The organism is Pseudomonas sp. CFBP 13711 (assembly GCF_014842265.1).
In the GTDB taxonomy this organism is placed as follows: domain Bacteria; phylum Pseudomonadota; class Gammaproteobacteria; order Pseudomonadales; family Pseudomonadaceae; genus Aquipseudomonas.
In genome coordinates, this window is sequence record NZ_JACYVI010000007.1 from 303,193 (window position 1) to 319,988 (window position 16,796).

The 16,796-nt window shown below is 61.1% G+C and carries 15 protein-coding genes; 8 read left to right on the forward strand and 7 right to left on the reverse strand.

Going from position 1 to position 16,796, the window contains the following annotated elements; translation table 11 throughout:
* Window positions 1–34: 34 nt before the first annotated feature.
* Together pncB and IFT47_RS15660 are read right to left on the reverse strand one after the other, a co-directional pair.
* The gene (gene pncB / locus IFT47_RS15655; protein ID WP_192171079.1) at window positions 35–1,234 is read right to left on the reverse strand and encodes a nicotinate phosphoribosyltransferase; all 1,200 of its coding nucleotides are present in this window, start codon (window positions 1,232–1,234) and stop codon (window positions 35–37) included.
* 303 nt (window positions 1,235–1,537) lie between these two features.
* Window positions 1,538–2,443, reverse strand: coding sequence for a LysR family transcriptional regulator (locus tag IFT47_RS15660; RefSeq protein WP_192171078.1), 906 nt, complete (start codon window positions 2,441–2,443; stop codon window positions 1,538–1,540).
* A 156-nt stretch (window positions 2,444–2,599) separates the two neighbouring features.
* Between IFT47_RS15660 and amaB the strand changes: the two genes are divergently transcribed.
* From amaB to IFT47_RS15700, 8 genes are all read left to right on the forward strand, one after another.
* Complete coding sequence (gene amaB, locus IFT47_RS15665) at window positions 2,600–4,090, forward strand: L-piperidine-6-carboxylate dehydrogenase (RefSeq protein ID WP_192171077.1); 1,491 nt, start codon at window positions 2,600–2,602, stop codon at window positions 4,088–4,090.
* Window positions 4,091–4,323: 233 nt separating this feature from the next.
* Window positions 4,324–5,607, forward strand: a complete 1,284-nt coding sequence (gene amaA, locus IFT47_RS15670) for an L-pipecolate oxidase (RefSeq protein WP_192171076.1) — start codon at window positions 4,324–4,326, stop codon at window positions 5,605–5,607.
* 356 nt (window positions 5,608–5,963) lie between these two features.
* The gene (locus tag IFT47_RS15675; protein ID WP_192171075.1) at window positions 5,964–7,100 is read left to right on the forward strand and encodes an ABC transporter substrate-binding protein; all 1,137 of its coding nucleotides are present in this window, start codon (window positions 5,964–5,966) and stop codon (window positions 7,098–7,100) included.
* Between the two features lie 184 nt (window positions 7,101–7,284).
* The gene (locus IFT47_RS15680; RefSeq protein WP_037015668.1) at window positions 7,285–8,199 is read left to right on the forward strand and encodes an ABC transporter permease subunit; all 915 of its coding nucleotides are present in this window, start codon (window positions 7,285–7,287) and stop codon (window positions 8,197–8,199) included.
* Window positions 8,200–8,201: 2 nt separating this feature from the next.
* Complete coding sequence (gene livM / locus IFT47_RS15685; RefSeq protein WP_192171074.1) at window positions 8,202–9,497, forward strand: high-affinity branched-chain amino acid ABC transporter permease LivM; 1,296 nt, start codon at window positions 8,202–8,204, stop codon at window positions 9,495–9,497.
* Entirely contained in the window at window positions 9,497–10,372 is an 876-nt protein-coding gene (locus IFT47_RS15690; RefSeq protein WP_192171073.1) for an ABC transporter ATP-binding protein, read from the forward strand. The genes livM and IFT47_RS15690 overlap by 1 nt, the downstream gene beginning before the upstream one ends.
* Entirely contained in the window at window positions 10,369–11,085 is a 717-nt protein-coding gene (locus tag IFT47_RS15695) for an ABC transporter ATP-binding protein (RefSeq protein WP_065987777.1), read from the forward strand. Before IFT47_RS15690 ends, IFT47_RS15695 begins: the two co-directional genes overlap by 4 nt.
* A 770-nt stretch (window positions 11,086–11,855) precedes the next feature.
* Complete coding sequence (locus tag IFT47_RS15700; RefSeq protein ID WP_192171072.1) at window positions 11,856–12,626, forward strand: SDR family oxidoreductase; 771 nt, start codon at window positions 11,856–11,858, stop codon at window positions 12,624–12,626.
* A 200-nt stretch (window positions 12,627–12,826) separates the two neighbouring features.
* Here the strand turns inward: IFT47_RS15700 and IFT47_RS15705 are convergent, their stop codons facing one another.
* The 5 genes from IFT47_RS15705 to ureE all read right to left on the reverse strand — a co-directional run bounded on the left by IFT47_RS15705 (window position 12,827) and on the right by ureE (window position 16,690).
* Window positions 12,827–13,963 carry an AGE family epimerase/isomerase gene (locus IFT47_RS15705; protein WP_192171071.1) on the reverse strand — a complete coding sequence of 379 codons (1,137 nt, stop codon included), beginning with the start codon at window positions 13,961–13,963 and terminating at the stop codon, window positions 12,827–12,829.
* A 276-nt stretch (window positions 13,964–14,239) separates the two neighbouring features.
* Window positions 14,240–14,812: a HupE/UreJ family protein gene (locus IFT47_RS15710; protein ID WP_192171070.1), complete on the reverse strand. Its 573-nt coding sequence runs from the start codon at window positions 14,810–14,812 to the stop codon at window positions 14,240–14,242.
* 33 nt (window positions 14,813–14,845) lie between these two features.
* The gene (gene ureG / locus IFT47_RS15715; RefSeq protein ID WP_037015648.1) at window positions 14,846–15,460 is read right to left on the reverse strand and encodes an urease accessory protein UreG; all 615 of its coding nucleotides are present in this window, start codon (window positions 15,458–15,460) and stop codon (window positions 14,846–14,848) included.
* 58 nt (window positions 15,461–15,518) lie between these two features.
* Complete coding sequence (locus IFT47_RS15720) at window positions 15,519–16,193, reverse strand: urease accessory protein UreF (RefSeq protein ID WP_192171069.1); 675 nt, start codon at window positions 16,191–16,193, stop codon at window positions 15,519–15,521.
* On the reverse strand, window positions 16,190–16,690 hold the full coding sequence (gene ureE / locus IFT47_RS15725; RefSeq protein WP_192171068.1) for an urease accessory protein UreE: 501 nt from the start codon (window positions 16,688–16,690) through the stop codon (window positions 16,190–16,192). Before ureE ends, IFT47_RS15720 begins: the two co-directional genes overlap by 4 nt.
* Window positions 16,691–16,796 lie beyond the last annotated feature (106 nt).

Consider the following 16,796-nt stretch of genomic DNA (forward strand, 5'->3'; position numbering starts at 1 on the left):
TGGCATGGAAAAGTGGCGGCGGTCGGTGCTCGACTCAGGCTGGCACCTTGAATACGTGGCGCAGATAGGACACGAACTCGGGGTCCTTGCACTGGGTTTTGCCGGGCTCGTCGGAAATCTTTGCCACGGGCTGGCCGGCGCAGGCGGTCATTTTCAGCACGATGCTCATCGGCTTGATGCCCGGAATGTCTGCCGTCAGGTTGGTGCCGATCCCGAAGCTGACGTTGATGCGACCCCGCAGCGCGCGGAATATTTCCAGCGCCTTGGGCAGATTCAAGCCGTCGGAGAACACCAGCGTCTTGCTCATCGGCTCGATGCCCAGCTTCTGGTAATGCCGGATGCATTTTTCGGCCCACTGCACAGGATCGCCCGAATCGTGGCGCAGGCCGTCGAAGAGCTTGGCAAAGAACAGGTCGAAATCACCGAGGAAGGCATCGGTGGTGATGCAGTCGGTCAGCGCAATACCCAGCAGACCTCGGTACTCACGCACCCAGCAGTCGAGCGCGGCGATCTGGCTGTCGATCAGCCGCGGGCCAAGTTGCTGATGGGCCATGATCCATTCGTGGGCCATGGTGCCGAGGGGTTTGAGGTCGAATTTGCGCGCCAGGTGCACGTTGCTGGTGCCGACGAACTGGCCGGGGAAATCCTTTTTCAGCACTGAAACCACGTCTTCCTGCACCGCGTAGGAGAAGCGCCGGCGCGTGCCGAAGTCGGCCACTTTCAATTCCGCCAGTTCATCGGCGGTGGCGGTGGCGGTCAGCCAGTCGAACTTGCGGTACAGCTGATCGCGGGCCTGGCTGAGCAAGGTTTCCGGGTTGCGGTGGCGGTTGCGGACCTCGCTGACGATGGCCAGAACGGGCACTTCGAAGAGGATCACGTGCAGCCATGGGCCAGACAGGCGGATGCACAGTTCGTCGTTTTCGATGGTGGTCTGGACGTAGCGCAGGTTGAAGCGGAACAGCCCGAGGAAACGCAGGAAGTCGGGCTTCATGAAGTTGATTCGTTCGAGGAAACCGGTTTCCTCGATGCTCAGCGACAGTTCGCAGAGCTGCTCGATCTGATGGCGGATCTCGGCCAGATACGGCCTGAGGTCTTCACCGTTGCGGCAGCGAAACTCCCACTCGACTTCGACGTTGGGGTAGTTGTGCAGCACGGCCTGCATCATGCTCAGCTTATAGAGGTCGGTATCGAGCAGGTTCTGCACGATGCGGTCCGCGAAAGCGCTCTCACTCATTGTGTCGCTCCAGCCAGCAGCGGGCCGCCAAGGTGCGGCCCGGGATTCAATTGGGTGTCGCATACAACCTTGCGGTAGCGCTGTGGCGGTACGTCCGGTTTGTTATTGACGATGGCCGACATAATGCCAGTCGTCGTGGAAGAGGGGCAGAAATGTTTCAGCGATTGTGGGACCGGCTTTAGCCGGGAAGGCGTCGGTGGTCACGCCGCAGATGTGATCGTATGCAAAAGGGCCTCTTCCCGGCTGAAGCCGGTCCTACGAACACCGCGTGTGTCCAGTGCGACAGGCGGGCCCCCCCTTAACTCACTGCGGCGTTGGCTCGTTGAGCTGTTCGAGCATCCATTCCACAAACACGCGGATCTTCGGCACTTCGGCCGCGTGTTCCGGGTAGGCGAGGTAATAGGCGTCCTGACTCGGCAGAGCATGGGGCCATGGGATGATCAGTTTGCCGTCAGCCAGTTCCTCTTCGACCAGAAACCGGGGCAGCAGCGCGACGCCGCATCCCACTTGCGCCGCGCGAATGCACATGTAGATCGTTTCGAAACGCGGGCCGTGGTAGCTGTGTTCCGTCTGGTAGCCCTGACTCTCGAACCAGTCATGCCAGGCCTGGGGGCGATGCGCGTTTTGCAGCAGGACCAGATCGGTCAACTGCGTAGGATCGGTGAAGGGCTCAATCGGTAAACTGCCGGGGGCGCAGACCGGGATCAGCTCTTCGCTGAACAGCCTCACGCTCTCGGCGCCGGGCCGGGCGCCACCACCGAAATAGAACGACAGGTCGCAGCGGCTCTGGGCGAGGTCATCGCTTTCCTGTTCGTTGACCAGATCCAGATGAATGTGCGGATGACGCATGCCCCAGCCCTTCAGTCGCGGCACCAGCCAGCGGGCACCGAAGGTCGAGGGTGTCGACACCCGCAGGACTTCTGTTTCGCCGCCGTAGGAGCGCAGGAAGTGCGTCGACATTTCCATCTGCGTGAGCACTTTGCGCACTTCGCCCAGGTACAGCGCACCGGCTGGCGTCAATTGCAGGCGCCGACGAACCCTTCGAAACAACAGGTGTTGCACCAATTCTTCCAACTGGGCGACCTGCTTGCTGACCGCGCTCTGGGTGAGGTTCAGCTCCTCGGCCGCGCGGGTAAAACTCAGGTGGCGGGTCACCGCTTCAAAACATTGCAGCGCGGTGACCGACGGGAGATGGCGTTTGCTCAGCATATTCGGCTCGTTAAGCATCAGCATGAAAAAACGGAATGATATCTCGCTTAATCGTCGTTTGTTGCAGTGCCGCCCGCCAGCTATTACTAGAGGCTGACGAAATAACCCATATTTGGCATTCCGCTTTCGCGCTTACGATCAGTTTCAGGAGAAACCATGCTCAACGACCTGCTTACCCGACTCGGTGTCGATGCCGCGCTTTATCAACAGGGCGACAAGCCTGTTCACACGCCGATCGATGGCAGTCAGGTGGCGTCGGTGAACTGGGAAAGCGCCGCCGAAGTCGAGCAGCGCATCACCCGCGCCGACCACGCCTTCGAAGCGTGGCGCAACGTGCCTGCGCCCCGGCGTGGCGAGCTGATCCGCCTGTTTGGCGAAGCGCTGCGCAAGCACAAGGCCGACCTGGGCGAGCTGGTGTCGTGGGAGGCCGGCAAGATCACTCAGGAAGGGCTGGGTGAAGTGCAGGAAATGATCGACATCTGCGACTTTGCCGTCGGCCTGTCGCGTCAGATGTACGGCCTGACCATCGCTTCCGAGCGCCCGGGCCACCACATGCGTGAAACCTGGCACCCGCTGGGCGTCGTCGGCGTCATCAGCGCGTTCAACTTCCCCGTTGCGGTCTGGTCGTGGAACACCGCACTGGCGCTGGTCTGCGGTAACTCGGTGATCTGGAAACCGTCGGAAAAGACCCCGCTGACAGCGCTGGCCTGCCAGGCACTGTTCGATAAAGTCGCCGCTGAGTTCTCGGACGCTCCGCAGTACCTCACCCAATGCATCGTCGGCGGCCGCGAAGCGGGTGAGGCGTTGGTGGATGACGTCCGCGTCGCGCTGATCAGCGCCACCGGCAGCACGCGCATGGGCCGCGAAGTGGCGCCGAAACTCGCCGCACGTTTCGCCCGCAGCATTCTGGAGCTGGGCGGCAACAACGCGATGATTCTGACCCCGAGTGCCGATCTGGACCTGGCCGTGCGTGCCGTGCTGTTCAGCGCTGTCGGCACGGCGGGTCAGCGTTGCACCACCCTGCGTCGTCTGATTGCGCACTCGTCGGTCAAGGCCGAGTTCGTCGAGCGCTTGAAAGCGGCGTACGCCAAAGTGCGTATCGGGCATCCGCTGGAAGGCAATCTGGTCGGTCCGCTGATCGACAAGCAAAGCTATGAAAACATGCAGGAGGCGCTGGAACAGGCCTTAAGCGAAGGCGGCAAGGTGTTTGGCGGCAAGCGCCAGTTGGAAGATAAATTTCCCAACGCTTACTACGTCTCGCCGGCCATCGTCGAAATGCCGGAGCAGAGCGATGTGGTGCGCAGCGAAACCTTCGCGCCGATTCTGTACGTCGTGGGCTACGAAGAATTCAGCGAGGCGGTGCGCCTGAACAACGACGTGCCCCAAGGTCTGTCGTCCTGCATCTTCACCACTGACGTGCGCGAGGCCGAGCAATTCATTTCGGCGCTGGGCAGCGATTGCGGCATTGCCAACGTCAACATTGGCCCGAGTGGTGCAGAGATTGGTGGCGCGTTTGGTGGCGAGAAAGAAACCGGCGGCGGTCGCGAGTCCGGCTCGGATTCGTGGAAGGGCTACATGCGTCGCCAGACCGCCACGGTGAACTACTCCCGCGAACTGCCGCTGGCGCAGGGGATTACGTTTGATTGATTAGCAGTGACGGAGTGTAGTCATCGCACCGCGTTGACTTCATTCGCGAGCAAGGTGGAGCGCCACCCCGGTCGCTCCCACAGATTTAGGTGATCGTACCCACGCGCTCTGCGTGGGCACGCCCTCGATAGGCGCTCTGCGCCTGCTTGTAGTGACGCGGAGCGTCATCGGCTGCATTACCACGCGGAGCGTGGGAACGATCAGGTCTGGCTGTCTCTTTCCGAGGGTTTGCGATGCCGTTACGCGAAGAGTGTCTGTGGGAAACGCTGACGCCGCAAAGGCCGGAAGCGCCCGCGTTGCGCGGGGAAGTGACTGTCGATGTGTGCGTCATCGGCGCAGGCATCACGGGTTTGTCGGCGGCCATTCATCTGCTTGAGCAGGGCAAGACCGTCGCGGTCGTCGAAGCCCATCGCACCGGGCAGGGCGGGTCCGGCCGGAACGTAGGACTGGTCAACGCCGGCCTGTGGATTCCGCCTGACGAGATTGAAGCCGGCTTCGGCGAGAAAGTCGGCAGCCAGCTCAACACCATGCTCGGCAATGCGCCGTCGCTGGTGTTCAGCCTGATCGAAAAGTACGGCATCGAGTGTCAGGCGACGCGCAAAGGCACGCTGCACATGGCCCACAACGCCAAGGGTGAGCTGGACCTGCGCAGCCGTGAGGAACAATGGAAACGTCGCGGCGCGCCTGTGGAATTGCTCACTGGCAAGGCTTGTCAGGAAGCTACCGGCACCACCGAGATCACCTCCGCCTTGCTCGATCACCGCGCCGGCACCATCAACCCGATGGCCTATACCAGCGGGCTGGCGGCGGCCGTCGCGCAATTGGGCGGTCAGCGTTTCGATCACTCGCCGGTCAAACGCCTTGAACGTCAGGGCTCGCGCTGGTGCGTGATCACCCAAAACGGCGCGGTGCTTGCCGAGCAAGTTGTTATCGCGTCCAACGCCTACACCGAGGGCGAGTGGACCGAGCTGCGACGCAACTTTTTCCCTGGCTATTACTATCAAGTGGCCTCGGCGCCACTGACCGAAGACGCTGCCCGGCAGATTTTGCCAGGCGGGCAGGGTTCCTGGGACACGCGGCAGGTGCTCAGCAGCATTCGTCGCGATGCGGATGGTCGGCTGTTGTTGGGCAGTCTGGGCAATGGCAATCAGAAGCCCGGCTGGTTTTTGAAGGCGTGGGCCGATCGCGTACAACAGCATTATTTCCCGTACCTCAAACCGGTGGAGTGGGAATCCACATGGACCGGCTGCATCGCGTTCACGCCCGATCACTTGCTGCGAATGTTCGAGCCTGCACCAGGACTGGTCGCTGTCACCGGTTACAACGGACGCGGCAACACCACAGGGACGGTGGTTGGCAAAGCCTTCGCCGATTATCTGTGCAGCGGCAACGCCAGTGTCTTACCCATCCCCTTTGCGCAGATGCAGCCGCTGGCGGCCGTTGGACTGCGCAGTTCTTTGTACGAGGCTGGCTTTTCGCTATACCATGCGGGCCAGTGCCTCAGAATCGTGATCTGAGAAGAATTTTCTCTTCAAAACAACGATTTCTCCTACATTCACTACCCTCAAATGGTGCGTCCCGTAGCGGATCCGCACCGACGGTGTGCAGTTCGGTGACGCAGGCTGTAACAACAGGGTTGTACAGGTGAAGGCGGCGCGGTTGCGCGCCTGCTTCCCTGCGGTTGCTCTTTTAAAGTCGCAAGGTTGCACCTTGCGCGGTTTAGACGGTTGCACGGCCCGTGAAAAAGGGCAGGAATCAGTCGGATAGCGACAAAACGACGAGTTTCTCAAGAATAAAAAACCGATGGCACGCCACTTGCTCGCAGCAGCTTCGTGGTCGCAGTGCTAATTAAAAAACCCAGGAGCACCAACTCATGTCGCAGACGTTCTACAGAAAAGGCTTTCTTGCACTCGCCGTGGCTACTGCCATGGGTGCGGCTTCATTTGCGCAGGCAGCCGACATCAAGATCGGCGTTGCTGGCCCGATGACTGGCGCCAATGCCTCGTTCGGCGAGCAATACATGAAGGGCGCTCAAGCAGCTGCCGATGCCATCAACGCTGCGGGCGGCGTCAACGGCGATAAAATCGTCCTGACCGCCTACGACGATGCGTGCGAACCGAAACAGGCCGTTGCCGTTGCCAACAAGGCGGCGTCTGACAAAGTTGCCGGCGTTGTCGGTCACTTCTGCTCCTCCTCGACCATTCCGGCGTCGGAAGTCTATGACGAAGCCGGCATCATCGCGATCACCCCAGGTTCCACCAACCCGACCGTGACCGAGCGCGGCCTGAGCGCCATGTTCCGTATGTGCGGCCGTGACGATCAGCAAGGCATCGTGGCCGGCGATTACATCGTCGACGTGCTCAAGGGCAAGAAAGTCGCCGTCATCAACGACAAGGACACCTACGGCAAAGGCCTGGCAGACGCCACCGCCAAGCAGCTGACCGCTCGCGGCGTGAAGCCTGTGCTGGAAGAAGGTCTGACCCGTGGCGAGAAAGACTTCAGCGCCCTGGTCACCAAGATCCGTTCCGTTGGCGCTGACGTGGTTTACTTCGGCGGCCTGCACCCGGAAGCCGGTCCACTGGTTCGCCAGCTGCGTGAACAAGGCCTGAAAGACGTGAAATTCATGTCTGACGACGGCGTCGTGACCGACGAACTGGTGACCACCGCTGGCGGCGCGCAATACGTCGATGGCGTGTACATGACCTTCGGCGCCGACCCGCGCATGCTGCCAGACAGCAAGGCTGTGGTTGAGCAGTTCCGCAAATCCGGCTACGAGCCAGAAGGCTACACCCTATACGCGTACGCTTCGGTTCAGGCCCTGGCCGCTGGCTTCAACGGCGCCAAGTCGAACAAAGGGGAAGACGCTGCCAAGTTCCTCAAGGCTCACCCGGTCAAAACCGTCATGGGCGAGAAAGCCTGGGACACCAAGGGCGACCTGAAAGTCTCTGACTACGTGGTTTACCAGTGGGACAAGGACGGCAAATACCACCAGCTCGAAAAGCAGAAGTGAGTTAAGCGCTTAGTCGGATCGGTTGTGTCCCGGGGGTGAGCCGGGAAACAGTCTGATCCGGTAATCGGCGCTGTCTGACGGCGGCGCCGGATTTCTTCTGTTGCCACTGTGTGCGCCGCTCTATTCCTCACGAGGGAATGGTCGCGCGCGCCAGGTCGGCCTTTCAAGTTCGTGAGCGTGCGTGATGGACGGTATTTTCCTGCAGCAAATGGTCAACGGCCTGACACTGGGCTCGGTCTATGGCCTGATCGCCATCGGTTACACGATGGTCTACGGCATCATCGGCATGATCAACTTCGCCCACGGCGACGTGTACATGATCTCCGCCTACCTCGCAGCCATCGGCCTTGCCGTGCTGTCTTTCTTCGGCGTTGAGTCATTCCCCTTTCTGATTCTTGGCACACTGATCTTCACCATCGTGGTCACCGGTGTGTACGGTTTCGTCATCGAGCGAGTGGCGTACAAACCGCTGCGTAACTCGACCCGTCTGGCGCCACTGATCAGCGCGATCGGTATCTCCCTGATTCTGCAGAACTACGCGCAGATCGCTCAGGGCCCACGCCAGCAAGGCGTTCCGACCCTGCTCGAAGGCGCCATGCGCTTCGATGTCGGCAGCGGTTTCGTACAGATCACCTACACCAAAATCTTCATCCTGATCGCTGCCTTCGTCGGCATGGGCGTACTGACCTACATCATCAAATACACCAAGCTGGGCCGGATGTGCCGCGCCACGCAACAGGATCGCAAGATGGCCTCGATTCTGGGCATCAACACCGACCGGGTGATTTCCTACGTCTTCGTCATTGGTGCGGCCATGGCGGCATTGGCTGGCGTGCTGATCACCATGAACTACGGCACCTTCGACTTCTTCGCCGGCTTCGTCATCGGCATCAAGGCGTTTACCGCAGCGGTACTCGGCGGCATTGGTTCGTTGCCGGGGGCCATGCTTGGCGGCCTGATCCTGGGGGTTGCCGAGTCGCAGTTCTCCGGGCTGATCAACTCCGACTACAAAGATGTGTTCAGTTTCGGCCTGCTGGTAGTGATTCTGATCTTCCGTCCCCAAGGCCTGCTGGGTCGGCCACTTGTGGCGAAGGTATAACCATGTCTGCACCTACTAAACCCATTGATATCAAACAAAGCCTGATCGACGCGGTGATCGCCGGGCTGCTGGCGCTGATCGTGTTCGGCCCGATCGTCGGCATCGTGCTGGACGGCTACGGCTTCAACCTGCAGCCGGGCCGCGTCGCCGTGCTCGTCGGCGTTGTCGTTGTCGGTCGTTTCTTCATGAGCCTGTTCCTGCAGACGCCGAAGGGCGTGGCCATCGCGCAGAGCTTCGAAAGCTCGGGCTCCGGCGTGCACGTGCTGCCGCCGGGTTACAAGACGCGCCTGCGTTTTATCATTCCGCTGATGATTCTCATCGCAGTGATCTTCCCGATCTTCGCTGACAAGTACGTGCTGACCGTGGTGATCCTCGGCCTGATCTACGTGCTGCTGGGCCTGGGCCTTAATATCGTGGTCGGCCTCGCCGGTTTGCTGGATCTGGGTTATGTGGCCTTCTATGCAATTGGCGCGTACGGCCTGGCGCTGGGTTATCAGTATCTGGGCCTGGGGTTCTGGTCGGCGCTGCCGCTGGCGGCGATTGCGGCGGCGCTTGCCGGTTGCATCCTCGGCTTTCCGGTGCTGCGCATGCACGGGGACTACCTGGCGATCGTGACCCTAGGCTTCGGCGAGATCATTCGTCTGGTGCTCAATAACTGGTTGTCGTTCACCGGCGGCCCGAACGGCGTGCCGGTGCCTTCGCCGACCTTCTTCGGCCTGGAATTCGGGCGTCGCGCCAAAGACGGCGGCATCCCGATCCACGAGTACTTCGGCTTCGAATACAACCCCGACCTGAAATTCATCTTCATCTACACCGTGCTGTTTCTGGTGGTGCTGGCGGTGCTGTACGTCAAACACCGCCTGACCCGCATGCCGGTAGGCCGCGCGTGGGAAGCGCTGCGTGAAGACGAGATCGCCTGCCGCTCCATGGGCCTGAATCACGTGCTGGTCAAGCTGTCGGCCTTCACCATCGGCGCGTCGACGGCGGGTCTGGCGGGGGTGTTCTTCGCCAGTTATCAAGGCTTCGTCAACCCGACCTCGTTCACCTTTTTCGAGTCGGCGCTGATCCTCGCTATTGTCGTGCTCGGCGGCATGGGCTCGACCGTCGGCGTGGTCATCGCGGCGTTCGTGCTGACCGTCGCACCGGAACTGCTGCGCAGCTTCGCGGAATACCGCGTCTTGTTGTTCGGCATCCTCATGGTGCTGATGATGATCTGGCGTCCCCGTGGCCTGATTCGCATCAGCCGTACCGGCGTGCAGCCACGCAAAGGCGTGCTGGCCAAAGTGGAGGGCGCGTGATGAGCGACGAAATCGTTCTGTCCGTCGAAAACCTGATGATGCACTTCGGCGGCATCAAGGCCCTCAGCGACGTCAGCCTGCAAGTGCGGCGCAACTCGATTTTCGCCCTGATCGGCCCGAACGGCGCCGGCAAGACCACGGTGTTCAACTGCCTGACCGGCTTTTACAAAGCCACCGGCGGGCGCATTGAGCTCAATGCGCGGGGCAAGAAAACCAACGTCATTCAGTTGCTCGGCGAGCAGTTTCGCGCCGCCGACTTCGCTTCGCCGAAGCGCTTCGGCAGCCGGCTGTACTACAAGATGTTCGGCGGCACACATTTGGTAAACCGTGCGGGGCTTGCGCGAACTTTCCAGAATATTCGCCTGTTCAAGGAAATGTCCGTCGTCGAGAACCTGCTGGTCGCACAGCACATGTGGGTCAATCGCAACATGCTTGCCGGCATTCTCAACACCAAGGCCTATCGCAAGGCCGAAGACGACGCCATGAACACCGCGTTCTACTGGCTCGAAGTGGTGGATCTGGTGGACTGCGCCAACCGTCTGGCTGGCGAGCTTTCCTACGGCCAGCAACGCCGTCTGGAGATCGCGCGGGCGATGTGCACGCGTCCGCAGGTCATCTGCCTGGACGAACCGGCAGCAGGCCTGAACCCTCAGGAAACCGAGGCGTTGAGCGGCATGATTCGCCACTTGCGCGACGATCACGACATGACCATCGTGCTGATCGAGCACGACATGGGCATGGTCATGGGGATTTCCGACGACATCGTCGTGCTCGACCACGGCAACGTGATCGCCAAGGGCAAACCGGAGCAGATCCGCAACGATCCGAAAGTGATCGCGGCGTATCTGGGCGCTGATGAAGAGGAGTTGGTATGAGTAAGCCGATCCTCGAACTGAAAGAGATCGACGTGTATTACGGGCCGATTCAGGCCCTGAAGAAAGTCTCGATGCACATTGATGAGGGCGAGACGGTCAGCCTGATCGGCTCCAACGGCGCGGGCAAATCCACGCTGCTGATGTCGATCTTCGGCCAGCCGCGCGCGGCCAGCGGCCAGATCATCTATCAGGGCACCGACATCACCCACAAGTCGTCCCACTACATCGCGTCCAACGGCATCGCGCAATCGCCGGAAGGCCGCCGCGTGTTCCCGGACATGTCGGTGGAAGAGAACCTGATGATGGGCACCATCCCCATCGGCGACAAACACGCCAGCGAAGACATGCAACGCATGTTCGAGATGTTCCCGCGGCTCAAGGAGCGTCGTAATCAGCGGGCGATGACCATGTCCGGCGGCGAGCAGCAAATGCTCGCCATCGCCCGCGCGCTGATGAGCCGTCCCAAGTTGCTGTTGCTGGACGAACCGAGCCTGGGTCTGGCGCCGATCATCGTTAAGCAGATTTTCGCGACGCTGCGTGAGCTGGCGCAGACTGGCATGACGATCTTCCTGGTCGAGCAGAACGCCAACCATGCGCTGAAGCTGTCGGACCGCGCTTACGTGATGGTTAACGGCGAGATCCGTCTGACCGGCACCGGTAAGGAATTGCTCACCAACGAGGAGGTCAGGAACGCCTATCTCGGCGGTCACTGATTCCTTATCCTGCTGTTAAAACAAGCCCCGGGTGGATAACTCCCGGGGCTTTTTTGTGGGGAAGTGGAATTGTGGAAAACAATTTTGGGCAGTTGCGAAAACGCGACATATAGCCGCTGCAAATCGCTGTTTTGTCACGCTTTTGACTTGTTCAGTTTTACTGTGGAGGTGACTGTGAATAAGTTGTCAGCAGCTGGCTGCAGGCCTTTGTTTACGTGGCTTGCAGCCTTCTGATCAGTTTTTGATCAGCCGTTTCGGCTGGTATTTTGCGGGGGTTTGTCAACGTTGTCCTGGCTGGTTTTTTATACAGTCTTTAGGCAGCGCCGCCCTGTGGATAAGTCTGTGCGCAACCGTTGGAAAGACCGCCGCAGATAGCGCAATCTCTGGCCTCGACGCGTCATTCCTGTCCGCGCACCCAAGTCCAGGGTGAATTGGACGGCAGATGGCCCATGGCCGGTCAAGTAAAAACATCGTTCGAGTTACCCACACTCCCCGTATGCCGGGACTTCCGGCGTTTCGAGTTGCCCCCAGAAAATGGTTGCCTGACTGTGGATAAGGTGGGCAAAAGTGTCTGCAGGCCAGATGACATAAGGCCTTGGAGCCATTGGTTGTTTTTTATACAGCAAAGCAGTTGTATGACGATGTTGCTGATGGTGCTTGATCCCGGCCTGTCTGCGCGGGCATTCTCCAGAACCTTCTTACACGCAACGCAGCTTGCGTGACATTCCCGCTTGGCTTGATAAGCCCGCATCTTTAGTCAGGAGAAAGAAATGACCTCTACCGTATTCATTACCGGGGCCACTTCCGGGTTCGGCGAAGCCTGCGCCCGTCGTTTTGCCGAGGCGGGCTGGTCACTGGTGCTGACCGGTCGCCGTGAAGACCGCTTGCAGGCGCTGAGCGCTGAATTGTCGAAACAGACCAAGGTGCACACGCTGACGCTGGACGTGCGCGATCGCGCAGGCGTGGAGCGCGCTGTGGAAAGCCTGCCGGCTGAATTCGCGAAGATTCGTGGCCTGATCAACAACGCTGGCCTGGCGCTGGGTATCGATCCCGCACCCAAGTGCGATCTGGATGACTGGGACACCATGATCGACACCAACGTCAAAGGGCTGGTTTACACGACGCGCACGCTGCTTTCACGCCTCATCGCTTACGGCCGCGGAGCCAGCATCGTCAATCTTGGTTCGGTGGCGGGGAATTATCCGTACCCGGGCGGTAACGTTTATGGCGGCACGAAAGCATTCGTCGGCCAGTTCTCGCTGAACTTGCGCAATGACCTGGTTGGCACCGGCGTACGCGTGACCAACCTTGAGCCGGGGCTGTGTGAGAGTGAGTTCTCGCTGGTGCGTTTCGGCGGCGATCAGGCCAAGTACGACGCCACCTATGCGGGTGCAGAGCCTATCCAGCCCCAAGACATCGCCGACACTATCTTCTGGATCATGAACACCCCGGCCCACGTCAACGTCAACAGCCTGGAGCTGATGCCTGTGAGCCAGACCTGGGCCGGGTTTGCGATTGATCGCAGTCGTGGGGAGAAGTAAGTAGGGTTTTAGCTGATTAGCGCCGCCCGGCAGGCGGCGCGCTTTAGAAAGCAGCGCCGTCCATGTGGGAGTGAGCTTGCTCACGAAGACGGCATTTCAATCGCTGAATCTTTAGCGGATGTACCTGCCCATTCGCGAGCAAGCTCGCTCCCACAGGGGGCGTCGCCAATCTCTGATGGGATGACCATCAGGGAGTCAGCTCAGCCGCTGAAATACTCGGCCAACCCGATGTAGCAGGTCGCCAGGTGATACGGCGTCGTCGACGGCATGTCGCTGCGGCTGATCTGCCCCTGGCTGTCTAGGCACTCGTTCCAGCCGGTGGGGTGCAGGAACTGCGCTTGCAGCGCGTTCAACTGACGCGCCAGCAGGTGCTCACTATCAGGCCGCAAGGTCAACGCGCGCAGGTATTCAGCCTGGGCCCAGATACGCTGCGTGCCGTCTTTCACGGAGCCGTCCACTTCCAGCATCGCCGCGACCGCGCCCGTCGTTTGATCGACGCCCTGTGCCTCGGCGTGGGCGAACGCGGTCTCCAGCGAGCGATACAGCGGCGTGCCCCGCAGCCGCGAGGAAGACGCCAGCAAGTAGAACCATTCGAACTGGTGACCCGGCTCGGACCAGTTATCCACAGCGTCCAGCGGTTTCTCCAGCATCACTCCGTGCTCGACATCGACAAAGCGTCGTTGCATGGCTTCCACCAGCCCATCCAGCGCCGCCCGCGTGTCAGCGTCATCGCGCACGGCCAGTGCGCCGAGAAAGGCTTCGGCCAGATGCATCAGCGGGTTCTGCAGCGGGCCGGCGTTCAGCGAAGACCAATCCTCGGCCAGCACGGACTCGTACAAACCGTCGCCATCGGCGAAGCGTTCGGCGACCACGTTCAGGGCGGCATTGAGCACCGACTCCACCAGCGGCTCACGGACCTTGCCCCAGTAATGGGCGCAGGCGAAGACGATGAAGGCGTGGGTATAGAGATCCTTGCGGCAATCCAGCGGCGCGCCCTGTGGATCAATGCTGTAGAACCAGCCGCCGTGCTCGGCATCGTGAAAATGCTGCTGCAACGAACGAAACAGCGCGGTTGCGCGGGTAGCGGCGTCGGGCACGTCGGGGTGATCGATCAGGCTTGAAAACAGGAACAGCTGACGCGCACAGGCCATGGCCCGGTAGCGCTGCGGCGGCAGAGGCCGATGCTGAGCGTCGACCGCCTCAAACGGCAGGGCCATCTCGGCATTCCACCCCGGGCCTTGCCACAACGGGACGACCACGCCCATAAAGTGCTGCTGCAGCTCAGTGAACAGGGCGGACAGTTCAGACTTGGCGGTGGGGAGGGAAGCGTCAGGCATTGGATGGCGTCACGGCAGTGGCAAATTGCGCGACATGGTAGCAGGAGGGGAGGCGAGCGGGGCAGCGGGGATCAATTGATCCCCGCCAAGCCGTATCGGAAATGCCTGCCGTTCAACGCAAAACGCGATCCCTGTAGGAGTGAGCCTGCTCGCGAAGACGGTATTTCAACCGCTGAAGATTGAGCGGATGTTCGGACCTCTTCGCGAGCAAGCTCGCTCCCACAATTGACCTGTCGGTAGACATATATCTGCGGTCTGGTTTTATCGCAGCGTCATTCAGCCCGCGAACAACCAGACGCCGGTCGCCGCCGACAAGGCGCCTGCGATCCGCACGACCGGGGCCGCCGCCGTTGGCAGGAAGCGCACCACGGCGTAACCCGCCGCGTGCAGCGCAGCGGTCGCGCCGACGAAACCGAGGGCGTAACCCCAAGGGCTCGACATCTCCGGCAGCTCCAGACCATGGGCCACGCCGTGGAACAGCGCAAACAGCGCCGTCGCCGCCACGGCCACGAACAGCGGCGGACGCACCGCCAGCGCCACCGCCAGGCCCAGAGCAAACACCGAGGCCGCAATACCGCTTTCCAGTGCAGGCAGCGCCAGCCCTTCAAACCCGAGCGAGCCGCCGAGCAGCATGGTGCCGACAAACGTGCACGGCAGCGCCCAGCGCGCGGCGCCTTTTTGCTGTGCAGCCCACAGCCCGACAGCAATCATCGCCAGCAGGTGATCGATGCCGCCCAATGGATGGCTGATGCCTGCCACAAGACCGCTTTCGTCATGGCCGGGGTGGGCGAAGGCCAGCGCCGGGACGAGGAGCAGCGCCAACGCGCCGAATACTTTTTTGCCGTTCATGGATGAATTCCTTGAGTCCTTAAGATGTACGAATCAGGCCGCAGTCAGCAGGCCCTGGCGCTCGATGAACGCGACGATCTGCTCCAGCCCGTGACCGGTTTTCTGGTTGCTGAACACGAACGGCTTGTCGCCGCGCATCTTCTTCGTGTCGCGGTCCATCATCTCCAGCGAGGCACCGACCAGTGGCGCGAGGTCGATCTTGTTGATCACCAGCAGATCGGATTTGCAGATGCCGGGGCCACCCTTGCGCGGCAGCTTGTCACCCGCCGACACGTCGATCACATAAATGGTGAGGTCCGACAGCTCCGGGCTGAACGTCGCGGACAGGTTGTCGCCACCGGATTCGACGATGATCAGGTCCAGACCCTCGAAGCGCCGATTGAGCTGGTCGACGGCTTCCAGATTGATCGACGCGTCTTCGCGGATCGCCGTGTGCGGGCAGCCGCCGGTTTCCACGCCGATGATGCGCTCAGGCGCGAGTGCTTCGTTGCGCACCAGAAAATCAGCGTCTTCACGGGTGTAGATGTCGTTGGTGACCACCGCCAGGTTGTAGCGATCTCGCAGGGCCAGGCACAGCGCGAGGGTCAGGGCAGTCTTGCCGGAACCGACCGGACCGCCGATGCCGACGCGCAAAGGTTGGCTGTTCATTCGTTCTCTCCGTTAAGCAGGTTGTGCGGTTCGAGGCGCTGCGCCGATGGCGGCCACCTCATGATCGGAACAGGCGGCTGTACTGCCGCTCATGGTTCATGCTCGCCAGCGCCAGACCAAATGGCGCGCTGCCGATGTGTTCAGGATTCAGCGCGGTCGCGTGTTGCTGGGCGTTCTGCAGCAGCGGCAGCAACTCGCTGGTCAGGCGTTGGGCGGCTTGCTGCCCCAGTGGCAAGGTTTTCATCAGCACCGCCAGCTGGTTTTCCAGCCAGCTCCAGAGCCAGGCGGCGAGCGCGTCCTGAGGACTGATCTTCCAGGCGCGCGCAGCCAGTGCCCAGCCCAGCGCCAGATGCGGCTCGCCCATGCGCTGCAGAAAATCCCGTGCGGGCTGATCCATTTCCGGCAGGCCGTTGAGCAATTGCTGCAGCGAGTAACCCATCTGCCGACTTTCCAGATGCAGCTCGCGGGTTTCGCGGCTGGCGCGGTGTCCTTCGCTCAATTGCAGCAACGTCGCCCAGTCGTCTTCGGCAGCCGCCGTGCAGTGCGCCAGTAAAAGCGGCGCTTCGAATCGCGCAAGGTTGAGCAGCAATTGGTCGCCAATCCAGCGGGCGGCGCTGGCCGAGTCGTGAACGGTGGATTGCTCGACCGCCATTTCCAGTCCCTGGGAATAGCTGTAACCGCCGATCGGCAGTTGCGGGCTCGCCAGACGCAGCAGCGCCCAGGCAGCGTTCACGTGCGCACGCCGAATTGATGAATGCGCGGTGCGTAATTGAAGTCTTCTTCACCGGCGCGGGAGTGGTGATGGCCGCCACCGTAGGCGCCGTGCTCGGGCTGGAAGGGCGCTTCGATGGATTCGGTGGTGGCGCCCAGTTGATCGAGCATGGCCTTGAGCACGTAGTCGTCGAGCAGACGCAGCCAGCCGTCTCCCACTTGCAGCGCCACATGGCGGTTGCCCAAGTGATACGCCGCGCGCGTTAGTTCGAACGCGTTGCTGCACGTCACGTGCATCAGCTGTTCAGGGCGCGCGCAGACGCGCACGATCCGGCCGTCTTCAGCCTTGAGGAAATCTCCGTCACGCAACGGCGGCTGACCCCGTTCAAGGAAAAGCCCGACGTCTTCACCTTCGGCACTGAAACAGCGCAGCCGGCTTTTGCTCCGGGCCTCGAAAATCAAATGCAGCTCTGCGGCCCATTCAGCCTGAGGTTCGGTTCTTTGATGAATGACGAGCATCAGAAAGCTTCCAGCAATGTGCGATGCAAGGGCTAGAGCAAGTGCCTTGCCAACAGGCGTGCAGCGCAGAAATTGCCTGAATACGGTGCAGCGATGAATGGGCAGA